The following is a 16,555-nucleotide window of genomic DNA, read 5'->3' as shown; positions in this document are numbered from 1 at the left end:
CATCCCAAGGCCATGGGTAGGATCCGGGCCCCGGGCCTGGGCCCTAGGGCGTCACGGGGGCCGTCACGGGACACCCACCTGCCGCCGGCGGACCCGGCCGACGTCGCCTGCCGATGACCTATACCCTCACCACCCCCCTCTATTACGTCAACGACCGCGCCCACCTGGGCAGCACCTACACCACCCTCGCCTGCGACAGCATTGCCCGCTTCCGACGGCTGCAGGGGGAGCGGGTCACCTTCATCACCGGCTGCGACGAGCACGGCCTGAAGATCCAGCGCTCGGCCGAAGCGGCCGGCCTCACCCCCCAGGCCCACTGCGACGCCATCAGCGGCGAGTACCGCGACCTGTGGCGCCGCTGGGGCATCAGCAACGACCGCTTCATCCGCACCACCGACCCGCGCCACCGGGCGGTCGTGGAGCAGTTCTTCGCCCGGGTCGAGGCCAGCGGCGATGTGGTGGAAGGTCGCCAGCAGGGTTGGTACTGCGTCGCCTGCGAGGAGTTCAAGGAGGAATCGCCGGCAGCCACCGAGCCCCACTGCCCGATCCACCTGCGCCCCCTGGAGTGGCGCGACGAGCTCAACCTCTTCTTCCGCCTCTCCCGCTACCAGGAGCAGATCGAGCAGCTGGTGGCCAGTGACGGCTTCATCGCGCCGCGCTCCCGGCGCCGGGAGGTGGAGAACTTCGTCGCCGGTGGCCTGCGGGACTTCTCCATCTCCCGGCTCGATCTGCCCTGGGGCATTCCGGTTCCCGGCTACGAGGGCCATACCTTCTATGTGTGGTTCGACGCCCTGCTGGGCTACCTCTCGGCCCTGCTGGAGCCTGACGATCCCGCCGACCTGACCCTGCTTGCCGAGCGCGGCTGGCCGGCCCAGCTGCACGTGATCGGCAAGGACATCCTGCGTTTTCACGCCGTCTACTGGCCGGCGATGCTTCTGTCGGCGGGGCTGCCCCTGCCGGAGAAGGTCTTCGGCCACGGCTTCCTCACCCGGGAGGGCCAGAAGATGGGCAAGTCCCTGGGCAACGTGCTCGATCCCGACGTCCTGCTGGAGCGCTGCGGCACCGATGCGGTCCGCTGGTACCTGCTGCGGGACATCCCCTTCGGCGATGACGGCGATTTCCAGCAGCAGCGCTTCAGCGATCTGGTCAACAACGACCTGGCCAACACGATCGGCAACCTGCTCAACCGCACCTCCTCGATGGCGCGCCGCTGGTTCGACGGTGGCGTGCCACCGGCCGGAGCCGCCGCCAGCGCCGACCATCCCCTGGCCGTGCGCTGCCTCGCCTGCGCCCAGACCGTCGACGGGGCCCTCGAGGCACTGGATTTCCGCACGGCGGCCGCCGCGATCCTGGAGCTGGCCGAGGCGGCCAACGGCTTCCTGAACGATCGCGCCCCCTGGAAGGCGATCAAGGCCGAGGAGGGCTTCGACGGTGTGGCCGAAGACCTTTATGCCGTGCTGGAGACGAGCCGCTGGGTGGCCGTGCTGCTGGCCCCGCTGCTGCCGGATCTCTCCGGGCGCATGCTCGGGCAGCTGGCCCAGCCGGTGCTGCTGGCCGACAACGGCTGGACGGCGGCCCGACACTGGGGGAAGCTGGCCAGTGGTCTGGCCCTGCCCGAACCGACGCCGGTGATGCACCGACTGGAACTGGATTCCCCCCTTTGACGCTTTCCCTCCCCGCGCGACCCTGGCGCCTGTCGGCCCTGCTGGTGCTGCTGCTCGCCGGCTGCGGCCGCGGCGACGTCGCCCGCGAGACGGCGCCCACCCCCTTCGTGTTCCGTTCCCTGGATCTGCGCCAGCAGGACGTGTTCGGACGCCCCAACTGGGAACTCACCAGCCCCGAGGCCCGCTACGACCTGCGTCGCCGGGTGGCCCGGGCCCTCCAGCCCCGCGGCGTGATCTACAGCGACGGCAAGCCGGCCTACCGGGTGGAGGCCTCCACCGGCACCGTGATCAACGACGGGGCCGTGATCCTGCTGGAGGGGCGGATCCGGCTGCAGCGCCTCGGGAAGGAGCCGGTGATGATCCAGGGCTCCCGGGTGCGCTGGCTTCCCTCCCGCAACCTGATGGAGATCGACCGCCATCCGGAAGGGTTCGACCCCCATACCCGGCTCTCCGCCGAGCGGGCCACCTTCCGCCTGGATAAGGACACCCTGGAGCTGCAGGGCAAGCCCCAGCTGCAGCGCTGGGCCCAGGCGTTCGATCCCTTCCGGGCCAACCCCGTCGGCGACCCCCAGATCCTGGTGACGGTGACCTCGGTGCTCTGGCAACCGGGCAGCGGTGCCCTCACCGCCCGCGGGCCGGTGCTGGGGGAACGGCGGCCGCCGGGCTCGGCCTCCACCCGCCCGCTCCAGACCCTCACCGCCACCTCCCTGGTCGGCAACACCCAGACCCAGCTGTTCAACCTTGGGCCGCCGGTGCTGTTCAGCGACCCGGCGGTGGCCGGCGGCGCCAGCGCCCGGGGCAAGGCCCTGCAGGTGGACGCCGGCCAGCATCTGGTGCGGATCCCCTCGGGCTGCTTCCTCCAGCAGGACGGTGCCAGCCTCGAAGCTCAGAGCTGCTCCTGGAACTGGCAGACCCAGGCGGTCACCGCCGATGGCTCGGTGCTGCTGCAGCGGCCGGCCAGCCGCCAGCTCACCCGCGGCAGCGTGCTGCGGGGCCAGCTGGGAAACAAGGGGACCGTGGTGGTGACCAACCCGGGAGGCCGGGTGTTCAGCCAGTTCCAGGTGCCGCCGTCGACGACACCTCCCCGGCCGGTGGCGCCGCGCCCGAAACCCGAGCCAATTCGCCTGTGAGCCTGCGGGCCCAGCCCTCGACCCACACCAGATCGCTGCGGCTGAAGCAGCGGGGCGACCAGCCGCCCAGCACCAGCACCCCCTCGGTGCCGAGGGGCTGGACCACCACCGCCGGCAGGCCCGAGGGCAGGCTGCTGAACTCATCCCGGCCCGGGTAGAGCTTCAGGTCCACCAGGGAAATGGCCTTGCCGCTGGCCATGCTGCGGGCGCAGATCGCCCCGGGCAGGAAGTCGCCGCTGCCCAGCACGCCCCGCTCCAGCAGGGTGTGCCCGCGCCAGTGGAGCAGCACCACCGCCGCCGGCGTCGCCGTCAGCAGCATCGTGCTGCCCCAGCCCAGCTCCTCGGCCAGAGCAGCCTCCAGATCCGGCGCCAAGCGCAGCCCCTGGCGGCCCTCCAGCGCCACCCGCTCCGGTGCCACGGGCTCCACCCGCTGCCAGAGCAGGGCCACCAGCAGCAGCAGCACCGCCAGGATGCTGGCCAGCACCGAGGCCCGCTCCAGGGGCGGCTCCAGGCTCGGGGCCGTCATCTGATTGAGCACGGCCAGGGCCAGGCCCGTGGCGCCGCAGGCCAGGACGACGCGGGCGGGGGCGGACATCGTCATCGTGGCGTCCGGCTCCGAAGCTGCCTTCAGGATGCCGGAACGGAGCCGCAACGGCAGACTGGTGGCGTCTTGCACGATGGCCTTGGCTTCAGTGACGCCTTTGGTGGCGGCAGTCCACCCCGGCCCCACCCGCCGCTCCGGGCTGCTCCGCTCCCTGCTCTCCCTGGTGCTGGCCATCGGCCTGGTGCTGGCGGCTCCGGTCGCGGCCGCCCGGGCCCTGTCGGCGTCGGATCTGCCCGCCCGTCCACCGGCCGAGCACGTGCTCGACGGCGCCGACGTGCTCAGCCGGGCGGGCAAGGCCGAGATCGAGCGCCAGTTGCAGGCCTTCAGCGCCGAACGGGTCGATGCCCGCCTGATCACCCTGACCCGGCTCGACTACGGCCTTGACCTCAACACCCTCGCCGGACAGCTGCTGGAGCGCTGGACGGCCGATCCCCCGGCCGGCAGCAGTCCCGATCCCTTGCTGCTGCTGCTGATCGATACCCAGACCCGGGCCACGGCGATTGCGGCCCAGCCCCCCCTCGACCGCCAGCTGCCCAGCGAGCTGCTGAAGAGCACCGCGGCCACCACGATGGCCCAGCCGCTCCGCAGCGGCGACCGCTACCGACAGTCGGCCGTCGACGCCCTGCAACGCCTTGCCACCGTTCTCCAGGGCGGGGAAGATTCCGGCGAACCTGTCATCGAGGAGACGGCCGCCGTCGTCAGCAACATCCCCACCCGGGAGGAGACCTCCAGCAGCAATGCCTTCACCTGGGTGATCGTCCTGCTGGTGGTGGGCACCGTGGTGCCGATGCTCACCTGGTGGGTCTTCTCCCGCTGATCCCCCCGCTACCCGCCTCCCCATGGGACTGACGAACTGGATGGGTACCTTCGGGCGGGCCCGCTCCCTCGACCTGAGTTCCGATCTTGAACGCGGCTATGAAGCCGCCCTGCTCATCCAGAGCATCGAGATGGAGCACTACAACGACCGGCCGGTGCGTCCCGAACTGGAGCTGAGCATCCCGCGGGCGATGCAGTCCCAGGTGCTGCGCCGCTTCCGGGCGGCCCTGCAGGTCTGCCGCCAGTCCAGGGGCGTGCTGGCCCCGTACCGGCAGGAGCTCTCCGGCCAGGAACTGCGCCAGTACCAGCTGATCGACACGGTCACCGCCCGATATGCCGTGGCCCGGGAGGAGCTGCCGGCCCTGAGCCGCACCCCGGAGATGCTGCCCCGCAGCCTGGTGAGCGTGGTCGACCAGGTGCGCCGCCAGCTCGACCCGGAGGCAGAGGCCAGCGTGGTGGCGGGCTTCCGCCGCCGCCGCGATTCCACCCTGGTGTCGCTGCGGATCCTGCTGCTGCTGGTGCTGGTGCCGGTGCTGGTGCAGCAGGTGAGCCGCACCTACGTGGTGTCGCCCCTGGTGGATCGCTTCGCCCCCGACAACGCCTTCCTCGCCTACCCGAAACCCCACCTGGAGGAGCGGGCCGTCGAGAAGCTGCGGGTGTACCAGGCGGAGATCGAATTCGACGCTCTGCTGGCGGGCAAGGCCCTGCCCAGCCGCGAGGACCTCCAGACGGAGCTGGCCAAGCGGGCCCAGGAGCTGAAGGAGGAGGCCGACCAGGAGAGCACCCATGCCATCAAGAACGTCCTGGCCGATGTCTGCGGTTTCATCGGCTTCGTGGCGGTGGCCATCGCCGGACGGCGCGACATCCAGGTGCTGCGGGGCTTCATCGACGAAATGGTGTATGGCCTGAGCGACAGCGCCAAGGCCTTCGCCATCATCCTGTTCACGGACATCTTCGTGGGATTCCACAGTCCGGAGGGCTGGACGGTGCTGCTCGATGGTGTCGCCCACCATCTGGGATTACCGGCCCAGGAGAATTTCGTGATGCTCTTCATCGCCACCTTCCCGGTGGTCCTGGCCACGATCTTCAAGTACTGGATCTTCCGTTACCTCAACCGCGTCTCGCCGTCCTCGGTGGCCACCCTGCGCAACATGAATGGTGGCGGCTGAGCCCCCGACCGGGGTCCAGCGCCATCCGCGCCTCACGCTGGTCAGTGGACCTTCGCGGGGCGGCAAGAGCCGCTGGGCCGAGCATCTGGCCGGCGCCAGCGGCCTGGCGGTGATCTACCTGGCCACCGGGCCCTCCCTGCCCGACGACGACGCCTGGCAGGAGCGGCTGCGGCGCCACCGCCTCCGGCGTCCCCCTGAATGGGGCTGCCGCGAGGTGGGCGGTGAGCTGGCCGCCGAGCTGGAACGTCTGCAGGTCGGGCAGCTGGGGCTGGTGGATTCGCTCGGAACCTGGGTGGCCGCCCACCTGGAGCTGGAGGCGCCGGACTGGCGGCTCCGCTGCGACGAGCTGCTCGGGGCCATCGGCGCCTGCCCGGCGCCCCTGGTACTGGTCTGCGAGGAGACCGGCTGGGGGGTGGTGCCGGCCACGGCGGCCGGATCCCGCTTCCGCGACCGGCTCGGGGGGATGCAGCAGACCCTCCAGGCCCACAGCGAGGCGGCCTGGCTCGTCCTGCAGGGGCGTGCCATCGACCTGCTGGCCCTGAGCCAGCCCGTGCCTCCCGGCTCCTGAGGACCGCCCCGGATGCCCCGCGTCGTTCTCTACCAGCCCCAGATCCCGCCGAACACCGGCAACGTGGCCCGCACCTGCGCCGCCACCGGCTGCGAACTGCATCTGATCGAACCCCTGGGCTTCACGATCAGCGACCGCCATCTGCGCAGGGCCGGCCTGGATTACTGGCCCTGGGTGTCGCTGCACCGCCACGGCGACCTGGAGCGCTTCCAGGCGGAGCGACGGCGGCGGGGTGGCCGTCTGGTGGCCCTCAGCAGCCAGTCGGAGGCGTCCTACACCGATTTCCGCTTCCATCCCGACGACTGGCTGCTGTTCGGACGGGAGACGGACGGATTACCGAACGACCTGCAGGCGTCGGCCGAAGCGCGGCTCACCATCCCGATGGCCTGCCGGGCCCGGGACGGCCAGGGGGGCGTCCGCAGCCTGAATCTCTCGGTGTCCGTTGGCATCGTGCTGTTCGAGGCCCTGCGCCAGATCGGGCCGGCCGCAGGCAGCGACTCCTGAGACCCAAGGGGGACCGTCCCGATGTCCCGACCGAGTTGTGCCTGAGGAACCTTGCCGCCTGTGGTTCATAGCGCTACTCTCTGCCGGACCCGCAGATGTTGGATTCTCTGCTGGGTTTTGTCCGCTGGATGTGAAATGCATGAAGCCTTTCCGCTTGATTCTTCCCTTTCTGCTCTCCACACCGGCCGTCGTGCCGCTCGTGGCCGTTCTCGCTGATGATTCCACCAGCACGGTGTCCACCGAGACCCTGCTGGCCTCCCTGCCTTCCGCCACCGACCGGCTCTGGGTCAAGGTGCGCCGTCCGGTGTCCATCGAGGAGCTCTCCACCGCCCTCGACCTCGATGAGAGCCGCCTGGCCCGCCTCAATGACGTCGATGAAGACCACCGCTTCGGCAACGGCGACTGGCTGGTGGTGCCGTCCCGGGGCAAGGAGCGCATCGGCCGCATCGCCTCCCTTGACGCCTCTGCCCAGCGCCAGAGCCCCCCTGTCTCCACCCCTCCGCCCGTCGAACGGGATGGCGTCGTCCGCTTCGGCGACACGGTGCTCAAGCTGGCCCAGCGCTACGGCCTGAGCGTGGCCGAACTGGTGCGCCTCAATCCGGGCCTGGAAACCGCCCGCCTGGTGGTGGGCAGCCAGGTGCGACTGGCCCAGTCGGCACCGGGCCGTTCCCGCATGCTGCTGGGCCTGAAGCCCTCCGTGAGCGGCGGCATCAGCTGGCCCGAGCTCCCCGAGTTCGGCGACCCCCAGCCCCCCTTCGAGGGTGGCACCACAGCCCCTTCCACCAGCTGGATCTGGCCCACCCGCGGGGTGTTCACCTCCGGGTTCGGCTGGCGCTGGGGCCGGATGCACAAGGGCATCGATGTGGCCAACAACGTCGGCACCCCGATCATGGCCGCCAGGGAGGGCCAGGTCGTCTTCGCCGGCTGGCATGACGGCGGCTACGGCTTCCTGGTGGAGATCGCCCACCCCGACGGCAGCCGCAGCCTCTACGCCCACAACAGCCGCCTGCTGGTGGCCAGGGGCGAGACGGTGACCCAGGGTCAGGTGATCAGCCAGATGGGCAGTACCGGCCGCAGCACCGGTCCCCACCTGCACTTCGAGATCCACCCCCCCGGCCGCGGCGCGGTCAACCCCCTGCAGATGCTCCCCCCCCGGGCTTGACCCGGCAGGGGGCCGAGCAGGCCATCGTCTAAAGTCAGATGGATTGGCTCGGTAGCTCAGCTGGTTAGAGCGTGGGATTCATAACCCCAAGGTCGGGAGTTCAAGTCTCCCCCGAGCCACTTTTCCCTGGGTCATTTGTCCCTGAATCCTTGTAACCGGGGTGGAGACATTCCCCCCTGGTTACAACAATCTTGACGCCCTCTCGAAGCTGCGGGTTCAGCGCATCTCGATGGCGTTGAGCCGTTCACGGAAGCTGCGGGCATTGGCCGCCTCCTGGCTTTCCACACTCTCGACCCGGGCCGGCAGCGGAGCGATCACGGGCAGGGCAGGCGCGGCGGTGACGACGACGGGCTGGGAGCTCTGGACCGAGCGGCGGCTGCGGCCGTAACCCCCGGACTGGGAACGGTTCTGCAGGGCACGGGTGAGGCTCTTGCTGCGGTTGGCGGCGCCCACGGTTTCCCCATCCTTGGGGCGGATCAGGGGATTGCCCTTGAGTTCGGAACGCAGCTGATTGATGAGCCGGAAGTGGCCGGTGGTGTTGTATTTCCGCAGAACGGTTGGATCCCAACCCATGGCAGAGGCATCGCTACTTTGGACATCATCGTAGGGCCAGGCCCACCATGACCAGCAGCGACAGGCTCGTGGGCCTCGAAGCCCCTGACTTTCGCGCCACCGCCGTGGTGGATCAGGAGTTCAGAGAGGTGTCGCTGCGCGACTATCGCGGCAGGGATGTGGTGCTGTTCTTCTATCCCCTCAATTTCACCTTCGTCTGTCCCACGGAGATCACGGCCTTCAGTGATCGCCACGGGGAATTCGCCCGCCTCGGCGCCGCCATCCTGGCCGTGTCTATCGACAGTCCCTATAGCCATCTGGCCTGGGTACAGACCGAACGAAAGAGCGGGGGGCTCGGGGATGTGGCCTACCCCCTGGTGTCGGATCTCAACAAGGAGATCGCCAGGGCCTACCACGTGCTGGACGAGGAGGCCGGCACGGCCCTGCGGGGACTGTTCCTGATCGACCCCGATGGGGTGATCCGCCACAGCACCGTCAACGATGTGGCCGTCGGCCGCAGTGTGGACGAAACCCTGCGGGTGCTGCAGGCGTTCCAGCACGTGCGGAACCAGCCGGGCCAGGTCTGTCCCGCTGACTGGACGCCCGGGGCCCGCACCCTGACCCCCGATCCCCGTGGCAGTCGCGACTACTTCGCAGCCCTGGACTGAGACCTCAGCCCAGCAGCGATTGCAGCAGGCGCCGGCCGTCGAGGCCGCCGGTGACCGGATCACAGGCCCGCTCCGGATGGGGCATCAGGCCGAGCACATTGCCGGCGGGATTGGTCAGGCCGGCCACGTCGCCCCGTGATCCGTTCGGATTGGCGACGTAGCGCAGCACCACACAGCCCTGATCCTCGAGGCGCTCCAGCTCCTGGGGCTCCACCTGATAGCGCCCTTCCCCGTGGGCGATCGGCAGGCTGATGCGCTCGCCGGCGCCGTAGGCGCCCAGCCACCGGCAGGCCCCGGGCTGCACCTCCAGGGGGCTGCTCTGGCAGAGGAAGTGCAGATCCCGGTTGCGGGTGAGGGCTCCGGGTAGCAGGCCCATCTCCGTGAGCACCTGGAAGCCGTTGCAGATGCCGAGCACGGGCCCGCCGCGCTCGGCGAAGCTGCGCACCTCCTCCAGCACGGGGGCAAAGCGGGAGATGGCGCCGCAGCGCAGGTAGTCGCCGTAGCTGAAGCCCCCCGGCAGCACGACGGCCTCGAGGCCGGACAGGTCGCGCTCCTCATGCCAGAGGAAGCGCACGGGAATGCCCAGGCAGCCCTCCAGGGCCCAGGCCACGTCCCGGTCGCAGTTGGAGCCGGGAAACACAACGATGCCGACGGTCATCGGTCCGCCCCTCAACCCGCTTCGGCCAGATCCAGCGACCAGTCCTCGATCACCGGATTGGCGAGCAGGCGGTCGCTGAGCAGCTCAAGCCGGGCCTGGGCGGTGGCCCGGTCCGGCGCCTCCAGGTCCAGCTCGATCGCCTTGCCGATCCGCAGGCGCTTCACGCCCTCCACCCCGAGCCGGGCGGCGGCGGCCCGGGTGGCCTCCCCGGCGGGGTCCAGCACGGAGGGGCGCAGGGAAACCTGAACGCGGGCGTTGAAGAGCGGCACCGGGGGCACGGACGTTTGTTAAATCTTGGCAGCACGCCCCACCACCCCCCCGGCGCAGCACCAGCCTGGAGTTGATGCTCCGCACCGCTGGTCGTGGTGCCCTCCCTGCGACGGTTTCTGCTGGATCCGCTGGGGCCCGGATTGCTGGCCTGGCTGGCGGGCCTGGCCCTGGCCTGCACGGCCCTGCAGGCCCACTCCCTGCCGGGGCTGGTGTCGCTGCAGTGCCGCGTTGCCGATGGTCCCTGGCAGGAGTGCCAGATGCAGGTCGAGGAGCTCGGCCTCCACTGGTTCCTGCTGGTGGGGGGCCAGAGGATCGAGTTCCGCCATGACGGTCGTGGCCGGGTGACGATGCTTAAACCCTCCGGCAGCTGGCAGCCGGTGAACAGCCGCTGGGTGGAGAACACCGATCTCTGCTGGGACGGGATCTGCGCCCGGGGTGACATCCCCCTCGACTGACGCTGGCCTGGTGCCTCAGAGGCGATCGAGGGCGTCGCGCAGGGGGCCTGCGGCGCCGGCGGTGGCCAGCACCACCAGCTCCAGGCCGTCGGGGCCATCGCCCTCGGCGGGGGCGGCGGCTGGGGCCATCCCCGCCCGCTCCTCGTACCAGCAGTCGAGGCGTCGTCCGACCCCCTGGATCTGCAGCGGCAGGCGCTTGCCGTCCTGACGCAGCCGCCCCTTGAGCCGCACGACGGGATGGTCGATCAGCAGTTGCTGCAGCTGGGCCTCCAGGGCGGCTCGCCCCCATTGGCCGGCCCGTCGCAGGACAATCGACTCCATCGCCACGTGGGCATGGTCGTGGTGGTCGTGATCGTGATCGTGGTGATCGTGGTCGTCATGGTCATGGTCATGGTCATGGTCGTGGTCGTGATCACGGCCGGGACCATCCAGCACCAGGGAGGGATCGAGACGGCCCCGGGCCATGGGCAGCACCACGGTGCCGGGGCGCAGGTCGGCGCGCAGCGCCTCGCTCACCCGGGCCAGGGCCTCCGGCTCCAGCCGGTCGGCCCGGCTCACCAGCACCAGGTCGGCCGCACCGAGCTGGTCGGCGAACAGGTCCTCGATGGCGCTGATGTGGTCGAGGCTGGGGTCGGCCCGGCGCTGGGCCTCCACCGCCTCGGCGTCCCCCACCACGTGGCCGGCGGCCATCGCCTCGCCATCCACCACCGTGACCACCCCGTGCACCCTGGTGCGGCTGCGGATCTCCGGCCAGCCGAAGGCGGCCACCAGGGGCTCGGGCAGGGCCAGGCCGCTGGTTTCCACCACGATGCCGTCGAGCCGGTCGGCCCGCTCCAGCAGCCGCTGCATCGTGGGCAGGAACTCATCCTGGACGGTGCAGCAGAGACAGCCATTGGCCAGCTCCACCAGCCGGTCGTCCAGCTCCTCCTCGGGGCAGAAGCCGCAGGATGCGATCAGATCGCCGTCGATGCCCACCTCACCGAACTCGTTGACCAGGACGGCCAGCCGCAGTCCGCTCTCCAGGAGCAGGTGGCGCAGCAGGGTGGTCTTGCCGGCCCCCAGAAATCCGGTCACCACCGTGACCGGCAGCCGTCGGGTGCTGGTGGCGGTCATCGGGGAGAGGGCAGGGGGAACCGAAACCTAGGGGAGGCCCAGCCGGCGGGGGTCAGCGGCAGCCCAGGCTCTCCCTGGTGTCGACACCGGTGAGGGGATGGCTGCCGGCGGCACGGGCGCAGAGGGCCTTCTGCTCCGGCAGGTCGAGCACCGCGTCGCTGAAGTCGGCCCCGTCGATGCGGGCATCCCGGAAGCGGCTCTGCATCAGCATGGCGTTGCGGAACTGGGCACCGCGCAGGTCGGCCCCGTCGAAGCGGGTGGCGAAGGCCACCACGTCCTCCAGGTCGGCGCCGCGCAGGTCGGCCTGGCGCAGGTCGGTGGAGTTGAACACGGCCCCGCGCAGGTCGGCGTCGCGCAGATCGAAGCCCTCCATCGAGGCCTTGAGGAACTCCTGCTGCTGCAGGTTGCGGCCCCGCAGGTCGGGGTCGAGGTCCTGGAAGGAGCGCTGGGCGCGCAGCTCGGGGGCGGTGATCGCCTGGGCCGGGGCCACCGGCAGCACGGTCCAGACGAGCAGCAGGCCCAGCACCGTCCCCAGCACGCCCCCCAGGACGGACCCCAGCAGGTCGGCCAGCGGGGCCCTGGACCGCCGGACGATCACGGGGGAGGGAAGGGAGCTGGGGACCATGCCACACCGGTACGCTGCCGGATCAAGCTAGGCAGACGCAGCCCGTCATGAGCATGTCCCTGCGGGTGGTGGTCCCCCCCCATCCCCTGATCGGCCACTGGCTCACCCTGCTGCGCGACGGGGCCACCCCCTCGCCCCTGTTCGCCACCGCCATGGCGGAGCTGGGCCGCTGGCTCACCTATGAGGCCCTGCGCGACTGGCTGCCCCATCGGCCGGTGTCGATCACCACGCCCCTGGGCCACTGCGACGGCCAGGTGGTCGATCCGGAGGTGCCCCTGCTGGTGATCCCGGTGCTGCGGGGGGGCCTGGGGCTCTGGCAGGGGGCCCAGTCCGTGCTGCCGTCGGCCCAGCTGGCCCATGTTGGCATCGAGCCCTGCGGGCCCGATCACAAGCCCCACTGGTTCCTCGACGACCTGCCGGCCACCATCGATCCCCGCAGCGGCGTGCTGGTGTTCCTGCCCGTCCTCGCCAGCGGCTCGATCCTGCTGGCCCTGCTCGACCGTCTGGCGGGCCTGGGCGTGGAGGGCCAGCGGCTGCGGGTGATCACCACCCTGGCCGCGAGCCCCGGGCTGAAGGTTGTCGGCGACCACCACAGCCAGCTCACCATCTACTGCGCCGGCATCGACCCCGAGGTGGACAGCCGCCACCGCGTCGTCCCGGGTTTCGGCGAGGTGAGCGAGCGGCTGTATGGAATCGCCGCCGCCACTGCCTAGGCTGGGCCCCTCAGGTCCCGATACCCCTTCCTTTGCAGGTTCATGGCTGATTCCCGGCAGCAATCGTCCGCCAGCGGCAGTCTGGTTCTGCTGGCCGGGGCCGCCGGGGCGGTGATGGGCGCCGCCGGATTGGCGGTCTGGCTGCTGCGCCGGGCCGATCGTCACCGGCTCTCCCAGCGCCAGCTGCGGATGCTGCGCGTCTCCCGCCTCAGCGAAGCCTTCGAGGAGCCGCCGGTGAGCAGCGACCAGCTGCACGACCGCGTCCAGAAACTCAACCAGGCGATCGACGAGGTGCGCCGCCAGCTCGAGCAGCTGCAGCCCCAGGCCTGAGGGCGCAGGCCCCTCGGTAAGTTCCTCCAGACCCGTTCCTCCCCGGCCATGCTGCGCTCCGACGCCATCACCAAGGGCCTCCAACGCTCCCCCAACCGGGCCATGCTGCGGGCCGTCGGTTTCGGCGACGGAGACTTCGGCAAGCCGATCATCGGCATCGCCAACGGCTACAGCACGATCACCCCCTGCAACATCGGCCTCAACGATCTGGCCCGGCGGGCCGAGCAGGCCGCCCATGGGGCCGGAGCCATGCCCCAGATGTTCGGCACCATCACCGTCAGCGACGGCATCTCGATGGGGACCGAGGGGATGAAGTACTCCCTGGTGTCCCGGGAGGTGATCGCCGATTCGATCGAAACCGCCTGCAACGCCCAGAGCATGGATGGCCTGCTGGCCATCGGCGGCTGCGACAAGAACATGCCCGGCGCCATGCTCGCCATGGCCCGCATGAACATCCCGGCGATCTTCGTCTACGGGGGCACGATCAAGCCGGGCAAACTCGGTCCCTGTGATCTCACCGTGGTGAGTGCCTTCGAGGCGGTGGGGCAGCTCTCCGGTGGCCGGATCGACGAGGCGGAGCTGCTGGCGATCGAGAAGAACGCCTGCCCCGGCGCCGGCAGCTGCGGCGGCATGTTCACCGCCAACACGATGAGTTCGGCCTTCGAGGCCTTCGGGCTGAGCCTGCCCTACAGCTCCACCATGGCGGCGGAGGACCCGGAGAAGGCCGAGAGTGCCGCCCGCTCGGCCGAGGTGCTGGTGCAGGCGATCGCGGCCGGCATCCGCCCCCGGGACCTGCTGACCCGGGAAGCCTTCGAGAACGCCATCGCCGTGATCATGGCGGTGGGCGGCTCCACCAACTCGGTGCTGCACCTGCTGGCGATCGCCCGCACTGCGGGCGTGCCGCTGACGATCGACGACTTCGAGACGATCCGCCAGAAGGTGCCCGTGATCTGCGACCTCAAGCCCAGCGGCCGCTACGTGACCGTGGACCTGCACCGGGCCGGCGGCATCCCCCAGGTGATGAAGCTGCTGCTCGACGGCGGCCTGCTGCACGGCGACTGCCGCACGATCGAGGGGCGCACCCTTAAGGAGGTGCTCGCCGACGTGCCCTCCGAACCTCCGGCCGGTCAGGACGTGATCCGGCCCCTTTCGAAGCCCCTCTACGCCCAGGGCCACCTGGCGATCCTGCGGGGCAACCTGGCCGAGGATGGCAGCGTGGCCAAGATCAGTGGCGTCAAGAACCCGGTGATGACCGGCCCGGCCCGGGTGTTCGAGAGTGAGGAGGACGCCCTGGCCGCCATCCTCGCCAAGCGCATCAGCGCCGGCGATGTGGTGGTGATCCGGTACGAGGGTCCGGTGGGCGGCCCCGGCATGCGCGAGATGCTCGCCCCCACCGCCGCGATCATCGGTGAGGGTCTGGGGGATTCGGTGGCCCTGATCACCGACGGCCGCTTCTCCGGCGGCACCTACGGCATGGTGGTGGGCCACGTGGCCCCGGAAGCCGCCGTGGGCGGCACCATCGCCCTGGTGCAGGAGGGCGACAGCATCACGGTGGATGCGAAGCAGCGGCTGATCCAGCTCAACGTGGCCGAGGAGGAGCTGGCCCGGCGCCGCAGCGCCTGGACGAAGCCCGCCCCCCGCTACCGCACCGGGGTGCTCGGCAAGTACGCCCGGCTGGTGAGCAGCAGCAGCCTGGGGGCCGTCACCGACCTGTACCCGGACTGAAGCGCGGGCCTTCAGCCCGATTTCAGAAACGTGCAGTTTGCGCAGGGCGATGCAGGCCTGCACTGACGGCGCAGGCCCCCTGCTGCTGACCGCAGCAGGGTGAATCGCCGGCCAGCACTGGCATCTGGTCCACGGAGGGGCTCCGGCTCTTCATGAAGCATCTGGCCACCGATCACAAAATCGGGCCTAGAGCATAGGAAGTCACCCCCTGGACCCATGCGAAGCCACTCCGAACCCGGTCCCTTCCTGCGGCCGGTGCGCGTCACGATCACCGTCCCCTACAACGCCTACCAGGCCCTGGTGGAGCGCAGCAACGTCCAGGGGCGCTCCCTCTCCAACCTGGCCGCCTACCTGCTGGAGTCGGCCCTGCAGGGCGGGCAGGCAGGCGAGCACAACCCGGGCCGCATGGAGTCGGCGGATGGGTTCCGACGCCGGGCGTGAACGCGGCGGGAGTCCCGGCTACTCCGGCCGGGACTCCCGCAGCAGCTGGGACGGCTTGACGTGGAACCGCTGCTGGAAATCCACGCTGAACAGTCCCAGGGAGCGATAGCCGCACTCGCGGGCGATGCTCCCCACCGAGTCGTTCAGATTCGGCCGCTCCAGCCGTTGCCGGGCACGGTCAAGACGCTGCATCTTGATCCACTTGGTGGCGGTGCAGCCCATGCGCTCGGCGAAGGCATACTGCAGGGCCCTGCGGGAGTAATGGCTCCTTGATTCCAGGTCGGTGAGGGTGGGCGGCTCCCCCAGATTCTGCTTGATGTAATCGATCAGTTCGTCAAAGGAATCGCGGCCCTGCCGCTGCCGGTGCAGGAGCCGATCCAGGGTCTTGTCCTGGCGGATCTCCGGCAGCAGCATCGCCACGATCAGCCGATAGATCTGGTCGTCAAACTGCAGCCGATCGAGCAGACCCCGGCCATACCCTGAGAGCTGCCCCGCCATGGCGATGGTCTGCTGTAGGGCCATAAGCAGGGAAGGGGCGACAGGATTCCGGGGCGGGCTCCAGCCGTGGGCCTGGCAGACATTCTCCTCCCAGCCTTTCGGTTTCTGCTGATAGCCCCCCATTGCCATCGCCGTCTCCAGAAGTCGATCCCGCGTCAGGGAAAAAGCCACCGCGGATGACAGGGTGCTCTCCATCGTGCAGGCCGCATTGGCCATCAGCACACACCCTCCCCTGGCACAGGGCCAGGTGGTGGAGCCCTGTCGCAGCCGCTGTTCTCCGCCGTAGCCCAGCACGACAATGTGCTCCTGGCGTTCGGAAAAGGCCATGCGCATCGGCCTCGCCGTCCAGGCCGTCGCCACGAGGCTGCCGAGGTGGAGATTGGCGCCGTAACACCACCAGGAGGCCTCCGTTTCCAGCGGAATGATGTCCACCAGCGGCAGGGCCTCCTGCAACATCGCGGTGCAGGAATGGGAGGTGCAGGAATGGAGAGCCTCACCCAGCTGATGCTGAAGCAGCAGGGGGTTGGAGAAATGGGCAACTTCAGGGTGCCATTGGCTGGGGAAGCAAGGCTCGCTGCACATACGAACTCCCACCTCCTCACTTTCACCATTCGTTCAGGGTATCACACAATGAGCATGAATTCCTTAGAGCCAGTCACCTGTGCGCTGATCGAGACGTCGTGCTTACAAGCCTCAACATCTGCCACGACAGAAGTGTGCTGTTGATTGCAGTTCATGATGATTCCCTGCAGTGATCAGAACGGATGCAATCCCATGCGAGTACCGCATGCGGCTGGACCCCATCACGGTCATCGAAGCGGGCATGCGATGTGGTCCGGCATCACCGTCAGGCCTCACAGTTATGGATCGCCTCAGCGGCGGATCGTTCC

The 16,555-nt window shown here is 69.7% G+C and carries 20 protein-coding genes and 1 tRNA gene; 14 read left to right on the top strand and 7 right to left on the bottom strand.

Going from position 1 to position 16,555, the window contains the following annotated elements; translation table 11 throughout:
* The first annotated feature begins 113 nt into the window (after nucleotides 1-113).
* Complete coding sequence (gene metG / locus H6G99_RS01270; protein WP_190609404.1) at nucleotides 114-1,664, top strand: methionine--tRNA ligase; 1,551 nt, start codon at nucleotides 114-116, stop codon at nucleotides 1,662-1,664.
* Nucleotides 1,661-2,794: an LPS export ABC transporter periplasmic protein LptC gene (gene lptC / locus H6G99_RS01265; protein WP_158219496.1), complete on the top strand. Its 1,134-nt coding sequence runs from the start codon at nucleotides 1,661-1,663 to the stop codon at nucleotides 2,792-2,794. The genes metG and lptC overlap by 4 nt, the downstream gene beginning before the upstream one ends.
* Here lptC and H6G99_RS01260 read toward each other — a convergent pair.
* Entirely contained in the window at nucleotides 2,712-3,389 is a 678-nt protein-coding gene (locus H6G99_RS01260; protein WP_190609402.1) for a cofactor assembly of complex C subunit B, read from the bottom strand. The genes lptC and H6G99_RS01260 overlap by 83 nt on opposite strands.
* A 37-nt stretch (nucleotides 3,390-3,426) precedes the next feature.
* Between H6G99_RS01260 and psb32 the strand changes: the two genes are divergently transcribed.
* The 6 genes from psb32 (at nucleotide 3,427) to H6G99_RS01230 (ending at nucleotide 7,736) form a co-directional block, all read left to right on the top strand.
* Nucleotides 3,427-4,215, top strand: a complete 789-nt coding sequence (psb32, locus tag H6G99_RS01255) for a photosystem II repair protein Psb32 (RefSeq protein WP_190609400.1) — start codon at nucleotides 3,427-3,429, stop codon at nucleotides 4,213-4,215.
* A gap of 22 nt (nucleotides 4,216-4,237) precedes the next feature.
* Nucleotides 4,238-5,383, top strand: a complete 1,146-nt coding sequence (gene pxcA / locus H6G99_RS01250) for a proton extrusion protein PcxA (RefSeq protein ID WP_094584551.1) — start codon at nucleotides 4,238-4,240, stop codon at nucleotides 5,381-5,383.
* The gene (locus tag H6G99_RS01245; protein WP_190609398.1) at nucleotides 5,370-5,951 is read left to right on the top strand and encodes a bifunctional adenosylcobinamide kinase/adenosylcobinamide-phosphate guanylyltransferase; all 582 of its coding nucleotides are present in this window, start codon (nucleotides 5,370-5,372) and stop codon (nucleotides 5,949-5,951) included. The genes pxcA and H6G99_RS01245 overlap by 14 nt, the downstream gene beginning before the upstream one ends.
* Nucleotides 5,952-5,963: 12 nt before the next feature.
* Nucleotides 5,964-6,455, top strand: coding sequence for a tRNA (cytidine(34)-2'-O)-methyltransferase (locus H6G99_RS01240; protein ID WP_190609396.1), 492 nt, complete (start codon nucleotides 5,964-5,966; stop codon nucleotides 6,453-6,455).
* 154 nt (nucleotides 6,456-6,609) lie between these two features.
* Nucleotides 6,610-7,617: a LysM peptidoglycan-binding domain-containing M23 family metallopeptidase gene (locus tag H6G99_RS01235; protein WP_286190923.1), complete on the top strand. Its 1,008-nt coding sequence runs from the start codon at nucleotides 6,610-6,612 to the stop codon at nucleotides 7,615-7,617.
* A gap of 45 nt (nucleotides 7,618-7,662) precedes the next feature.
* A tRNA-Met gene (locus H6G99_RS01230) sits at nucleotides 7,663-7,736 on the top strand.
* 97 nt (nucleotides 7,737-7,833) lie between these two features.
* Here H6G99_RS01230 and H6G99_RS01225 read toward each other — a convergent pair.
* Nucleotides 7,834-8,190, bottom strand: a complete 357-nt coding sequence (locus H6G99_RS01225; RefSeq protein ID WP_190609392.1) for a hypothetical protein — start codon at nucleotides 8,188-8,190, stop codon at nucleotides 7,834-7,836.
* 47 nt (nucleotides 8,191-8,237) lie between these two features.
* On the opposite strand from H6G99_RS01225, the gene H6G99_RS01220 reads away from it, so the two are divergent.
* On the top strand, nucleotides 8,238-8,837 hold the full coding sequence (locus H6G99_RS01220) for a peroxiredoxin (protein WP_190609390.1): 600 nt from the start codon (nucleotides 8,238-8,240) through the stop codon (nucleotides 8,835-8,837).
* Nucleotides 8,838-8,841: 4 nt separating this feature from the next.
* Here H6G99_RS01220 and purQ read toward each other — a convergent pair whose 3' ends face one another.
* Nucleotides 8,842-9,495 (bottom strand): phosphoribosylformylglycinamidine synthase subunit PurQ, encoded by a 654-nt coding sequence (purQ, locus tag H6G99_RS01215; RefSeq protein WP_190609389.1) that lies wholly within the window; start codon nucleotides 9,493-9,495, stop codon nucleotides 8,842-8,844.
* A gap of 11 nt (nucleotides 9,496-9,506) precedes the next feature.
* Nucleotides 9,507-9,764 (bottom strand): phosphoribosylformylglycinamidine synthase subunit PurS, encoded by a 258-nt coding sequence (gene purS, locus H6G99_RS01210; protein WP_094584545.1) that lies wholly within the window; start codon nucleotides 9,762-9,764, stop codon nucleotides 9,507-9,509.
* A gap of 93 nt (nucleotides 9,765-9,857) precedes the next feature.
* Here purS and H6G99_RS01205 point away from each other — a divergent pair, with 93 nt between their 5' ends.
* Nucleotides 9,858-10,220: a hypothetical protein gene (locus tag H6G99_RS01205; RefSeq protein WP_233133816.1), complete on the top strand. Its 363-nt coding sequence runs from the start codon at nucleotides 9,858-9,860 to the stop codon at nucleotides 10,218-10,220.
* Nucleotides 10,221-10,235: 15 nt separating this feature from the next.
* On the opposite strand, the gene cobW is transcribed toward H6G99_RS01205, so the two are convergent.
* Together cobW and H6G99_RS01195 are read right to left on the bottom strand one after the other, a co-directional pair.
* Nucleotides 10,236-11,333, bottom strand: coding sequence for a cobalamin biosynthesis protein CobW (gene cobW / locus H6G99_RS01200; protein ID WP_190609387.1), 1,098 nt, complete (start codon nucleotides 11,331-11,333; stop codon nucleotides 10,236-10,238).
* Nucleotides 11,334-11,385: 52 nt separating this feature from the next.
* On the bottom strand, nucleotides 11,386-11,958 hold the full coding sequence (locus tag H6G99_RS01195; RefSeq protein WP_286190922.1) for a pentapeptide repeat-containing protein: 573 nt from the start codon (nucleotides 11,956-11,958) through the stop codon (nucleotides 11,386-11,388).
* A gap of 47 nt (nucleotides 11,959-12,005) precedes the next feature.
* Here H6G99_RS01195 and upp point away from each other — a divergent pair, with 47 nt between their 5' ends.
* The 4 genes from upp (at nucleotide 12,006) to H6G99_RS01175 (ending at nucleotide 15,167) form a co-directional block, all read left to right on the top strand.
* Entirely contained in the window at nucleotides 12,006-12,671 is a 666-nt protein-coding gene (gene upp, locus H6G99_RS01190; RefSeq protein WP_190609384.1) for a uracil phosphoribosyltransferase, read from the top strand.
* Between the two features lie 42 nt (nucleotides 12,672-12,713).
* Entirely contained in the window at nucleotides 12,714-13,001 is a 288-nt protein-coding gene (locus H6G99_RS01185; RefSeq protein ID WP_190609382.1) for a hypothetical protein, read from the top strand.
* 48 nt (nucleotides 13,002-13,049) lie between these two features.
* Entirely contained in the window at nucleotides 13,050-14,726 is a 1,677-nt protein-coding gene (gene ilvD, locus H6G99_RS01180) for a dihydroxy-acid dehydratase (RefSeq protein ID WP_190609380.1), read from the top strand.
* 216 nt (nucleotides 14,727-14,942) lie between these two features.
* On the top strand, nucleotides 14,943-15,167 hold the full coding sequence (locus tag H6G99_RS01175; protein ID WP_094584540.1) for a ribbon-helix-helix domain-containing protein: 225 nt from the start codon (nucleotides 14,943-14,945) through the stop codon (nucleotides 15,165-15,167).
* A gap of 18 nt (nucleotides 15,168-15,185) precedes the next feature.
* Here the strand turns inward: H6G99_RS01175 and H6G99_RS01170 are convergent, their stop codons facing one another.
* Nucleotides 15,186-16,247, bottom strand: coding sequence for a helix-turn-helix transcriptional regulator (locus H6G99_RS01170; protein ID WP_190609378.1), 1,062 nt, complete (start codon nucleotides 16,245-16,247; stop codon nucleotides 15,186-15,188).
* Nucleotides 16,248-16,555: the final 308 nt, after the last annotated feature.

Origin of the sequence: Synechococcus sp. FACHB-909, assembly GCF_014698945.1 — a bacterium.
In the GTDB taxonomy this organism is placed as follows: domain Bacteria; phylum Cyanobacteriota; class Cyanobacteriia; order PCC-6307; family Cyanobiaceae; genus Cyanobium.
The sequence above is the reverse complement of the archived record's forward strand: the minus strand, read 5'-3'. Positions and strand labels throughout refer to the sequence as shown.

Excerpts from the sequence above, each read along its gene's own strand:
- metG (WP_190609404.1), top strand. The coding sequence starts at position 114 with ATGACCTATACCCTCACCACCCCCCTCTATTACGTCAACGACCGCGCC.
- H6G99_RS01260 (WP_190609402.1), bottom strand. The coding sequence starts at position 3,389 with ATGTCCGCCCCCGCCCGCGTCGTCCTGGCCTGCGGCGCCACGGGCCTG.
- psb32 (WP_190609400.1), top strand. The coding sequence starts at position 3,427 with ATGCCGGAACGGAGCCGCAACGGCAGACTGGTGGCGTCTTGCACGATG.
- pxcA (WP_094584551.1), top strand. The coding sequence starts at position 4,238 with ATGGGACTGACGAACTGGATGGGTACCTTCGGGCGGGCCCGCTCCCTC.
- H6G99_RS01245 (WP_190609398.1), top strand. The coding sequence starts at position 5,370 with ATGGTGGCGGCTGAGCCCCCGACCGGGGTCCAGCGCCATCCGCGCCTC.
- H6G99_RS01240 (WP_190609396.1), top strand. The coding sequence starts at position 5,964 with ATGCCCCGCGTCGTTCTCTACCAGCCCCAGATCCCGCCGAACACCGGC.
- H6G99_RS01225 (WP_190609392.1), bottom strand. The coding sequence starts at position 8,190 with ATGGGTTGGGATCCAACCGTTCTGCGGAAATACAACACCACCGGCCAC.
- H6G99_RS01220 (WP_190609390.1), top strand. The coding sequence starts at position 8,238 with ATGACCAGCAGCGACAGGCTCGTGGGCCTCGAAGCCCCTGACTTTCGC.
- purQ (WP_190609389.1), bottom strand. The coding sequence starts at position 9,495 with ATGACCGTCGGCATCGTTGTGTTTCCCGGCTCCAACTGCGACCGGGAC.
- cobW (WP_190609387.1), bottom strand. The coding sequence starts at position 11,333 with ATGACCGCCACCAGCACCCGACGGCTGCCGGTCACGGTGGTGACCGGA.
- H6G99_RS01195 (WP_286190922.1), bottom strand. The coding sequence starts at position 11,958 with ATGGTCCCCAGCTCCCTTCCCTCCCCCGTGATCGTCCGGCGGTCCAGG.
- upp (WP_190609384.1), top strand. The coding sequence starts at position 12,006 with ATGAGCATGTCCCTGCGGGTGGTGGTCCCCCCCCATCCCCTGATCGGC.
- H6G99_RS01185 (WP_190609382.1), top strand. The coding sequence starts at position 12,714 with ATGGCTGATTCCCGGCAGCAATCGTCCGCCAGCGGCAGTCTGGTTCTG.
- ilvD (WP_190609380.1), top strand. The coding sequence starts at position 13,050 with ATGCTGCGCTCCGACGCCATCACCAAGGGCCTCCAACGCTCCCCCAAC.
- H6G99_RS01175 (WP_094584540.1), top strand. The coding sequence starts at position 14,943 with ATGCGAAGCCACTCCGAACCCGGTCCCTTCCTGCGGCCGGTGCGCGTC.
- H6G99_RS01170 (WP_190609378.1), bottom strand. The coding sequence starts at position 16,247 with ATGTGCAGCGAGCCTTGCTTCCCCAGCCAATGGCACCCTGAAGTTGCC.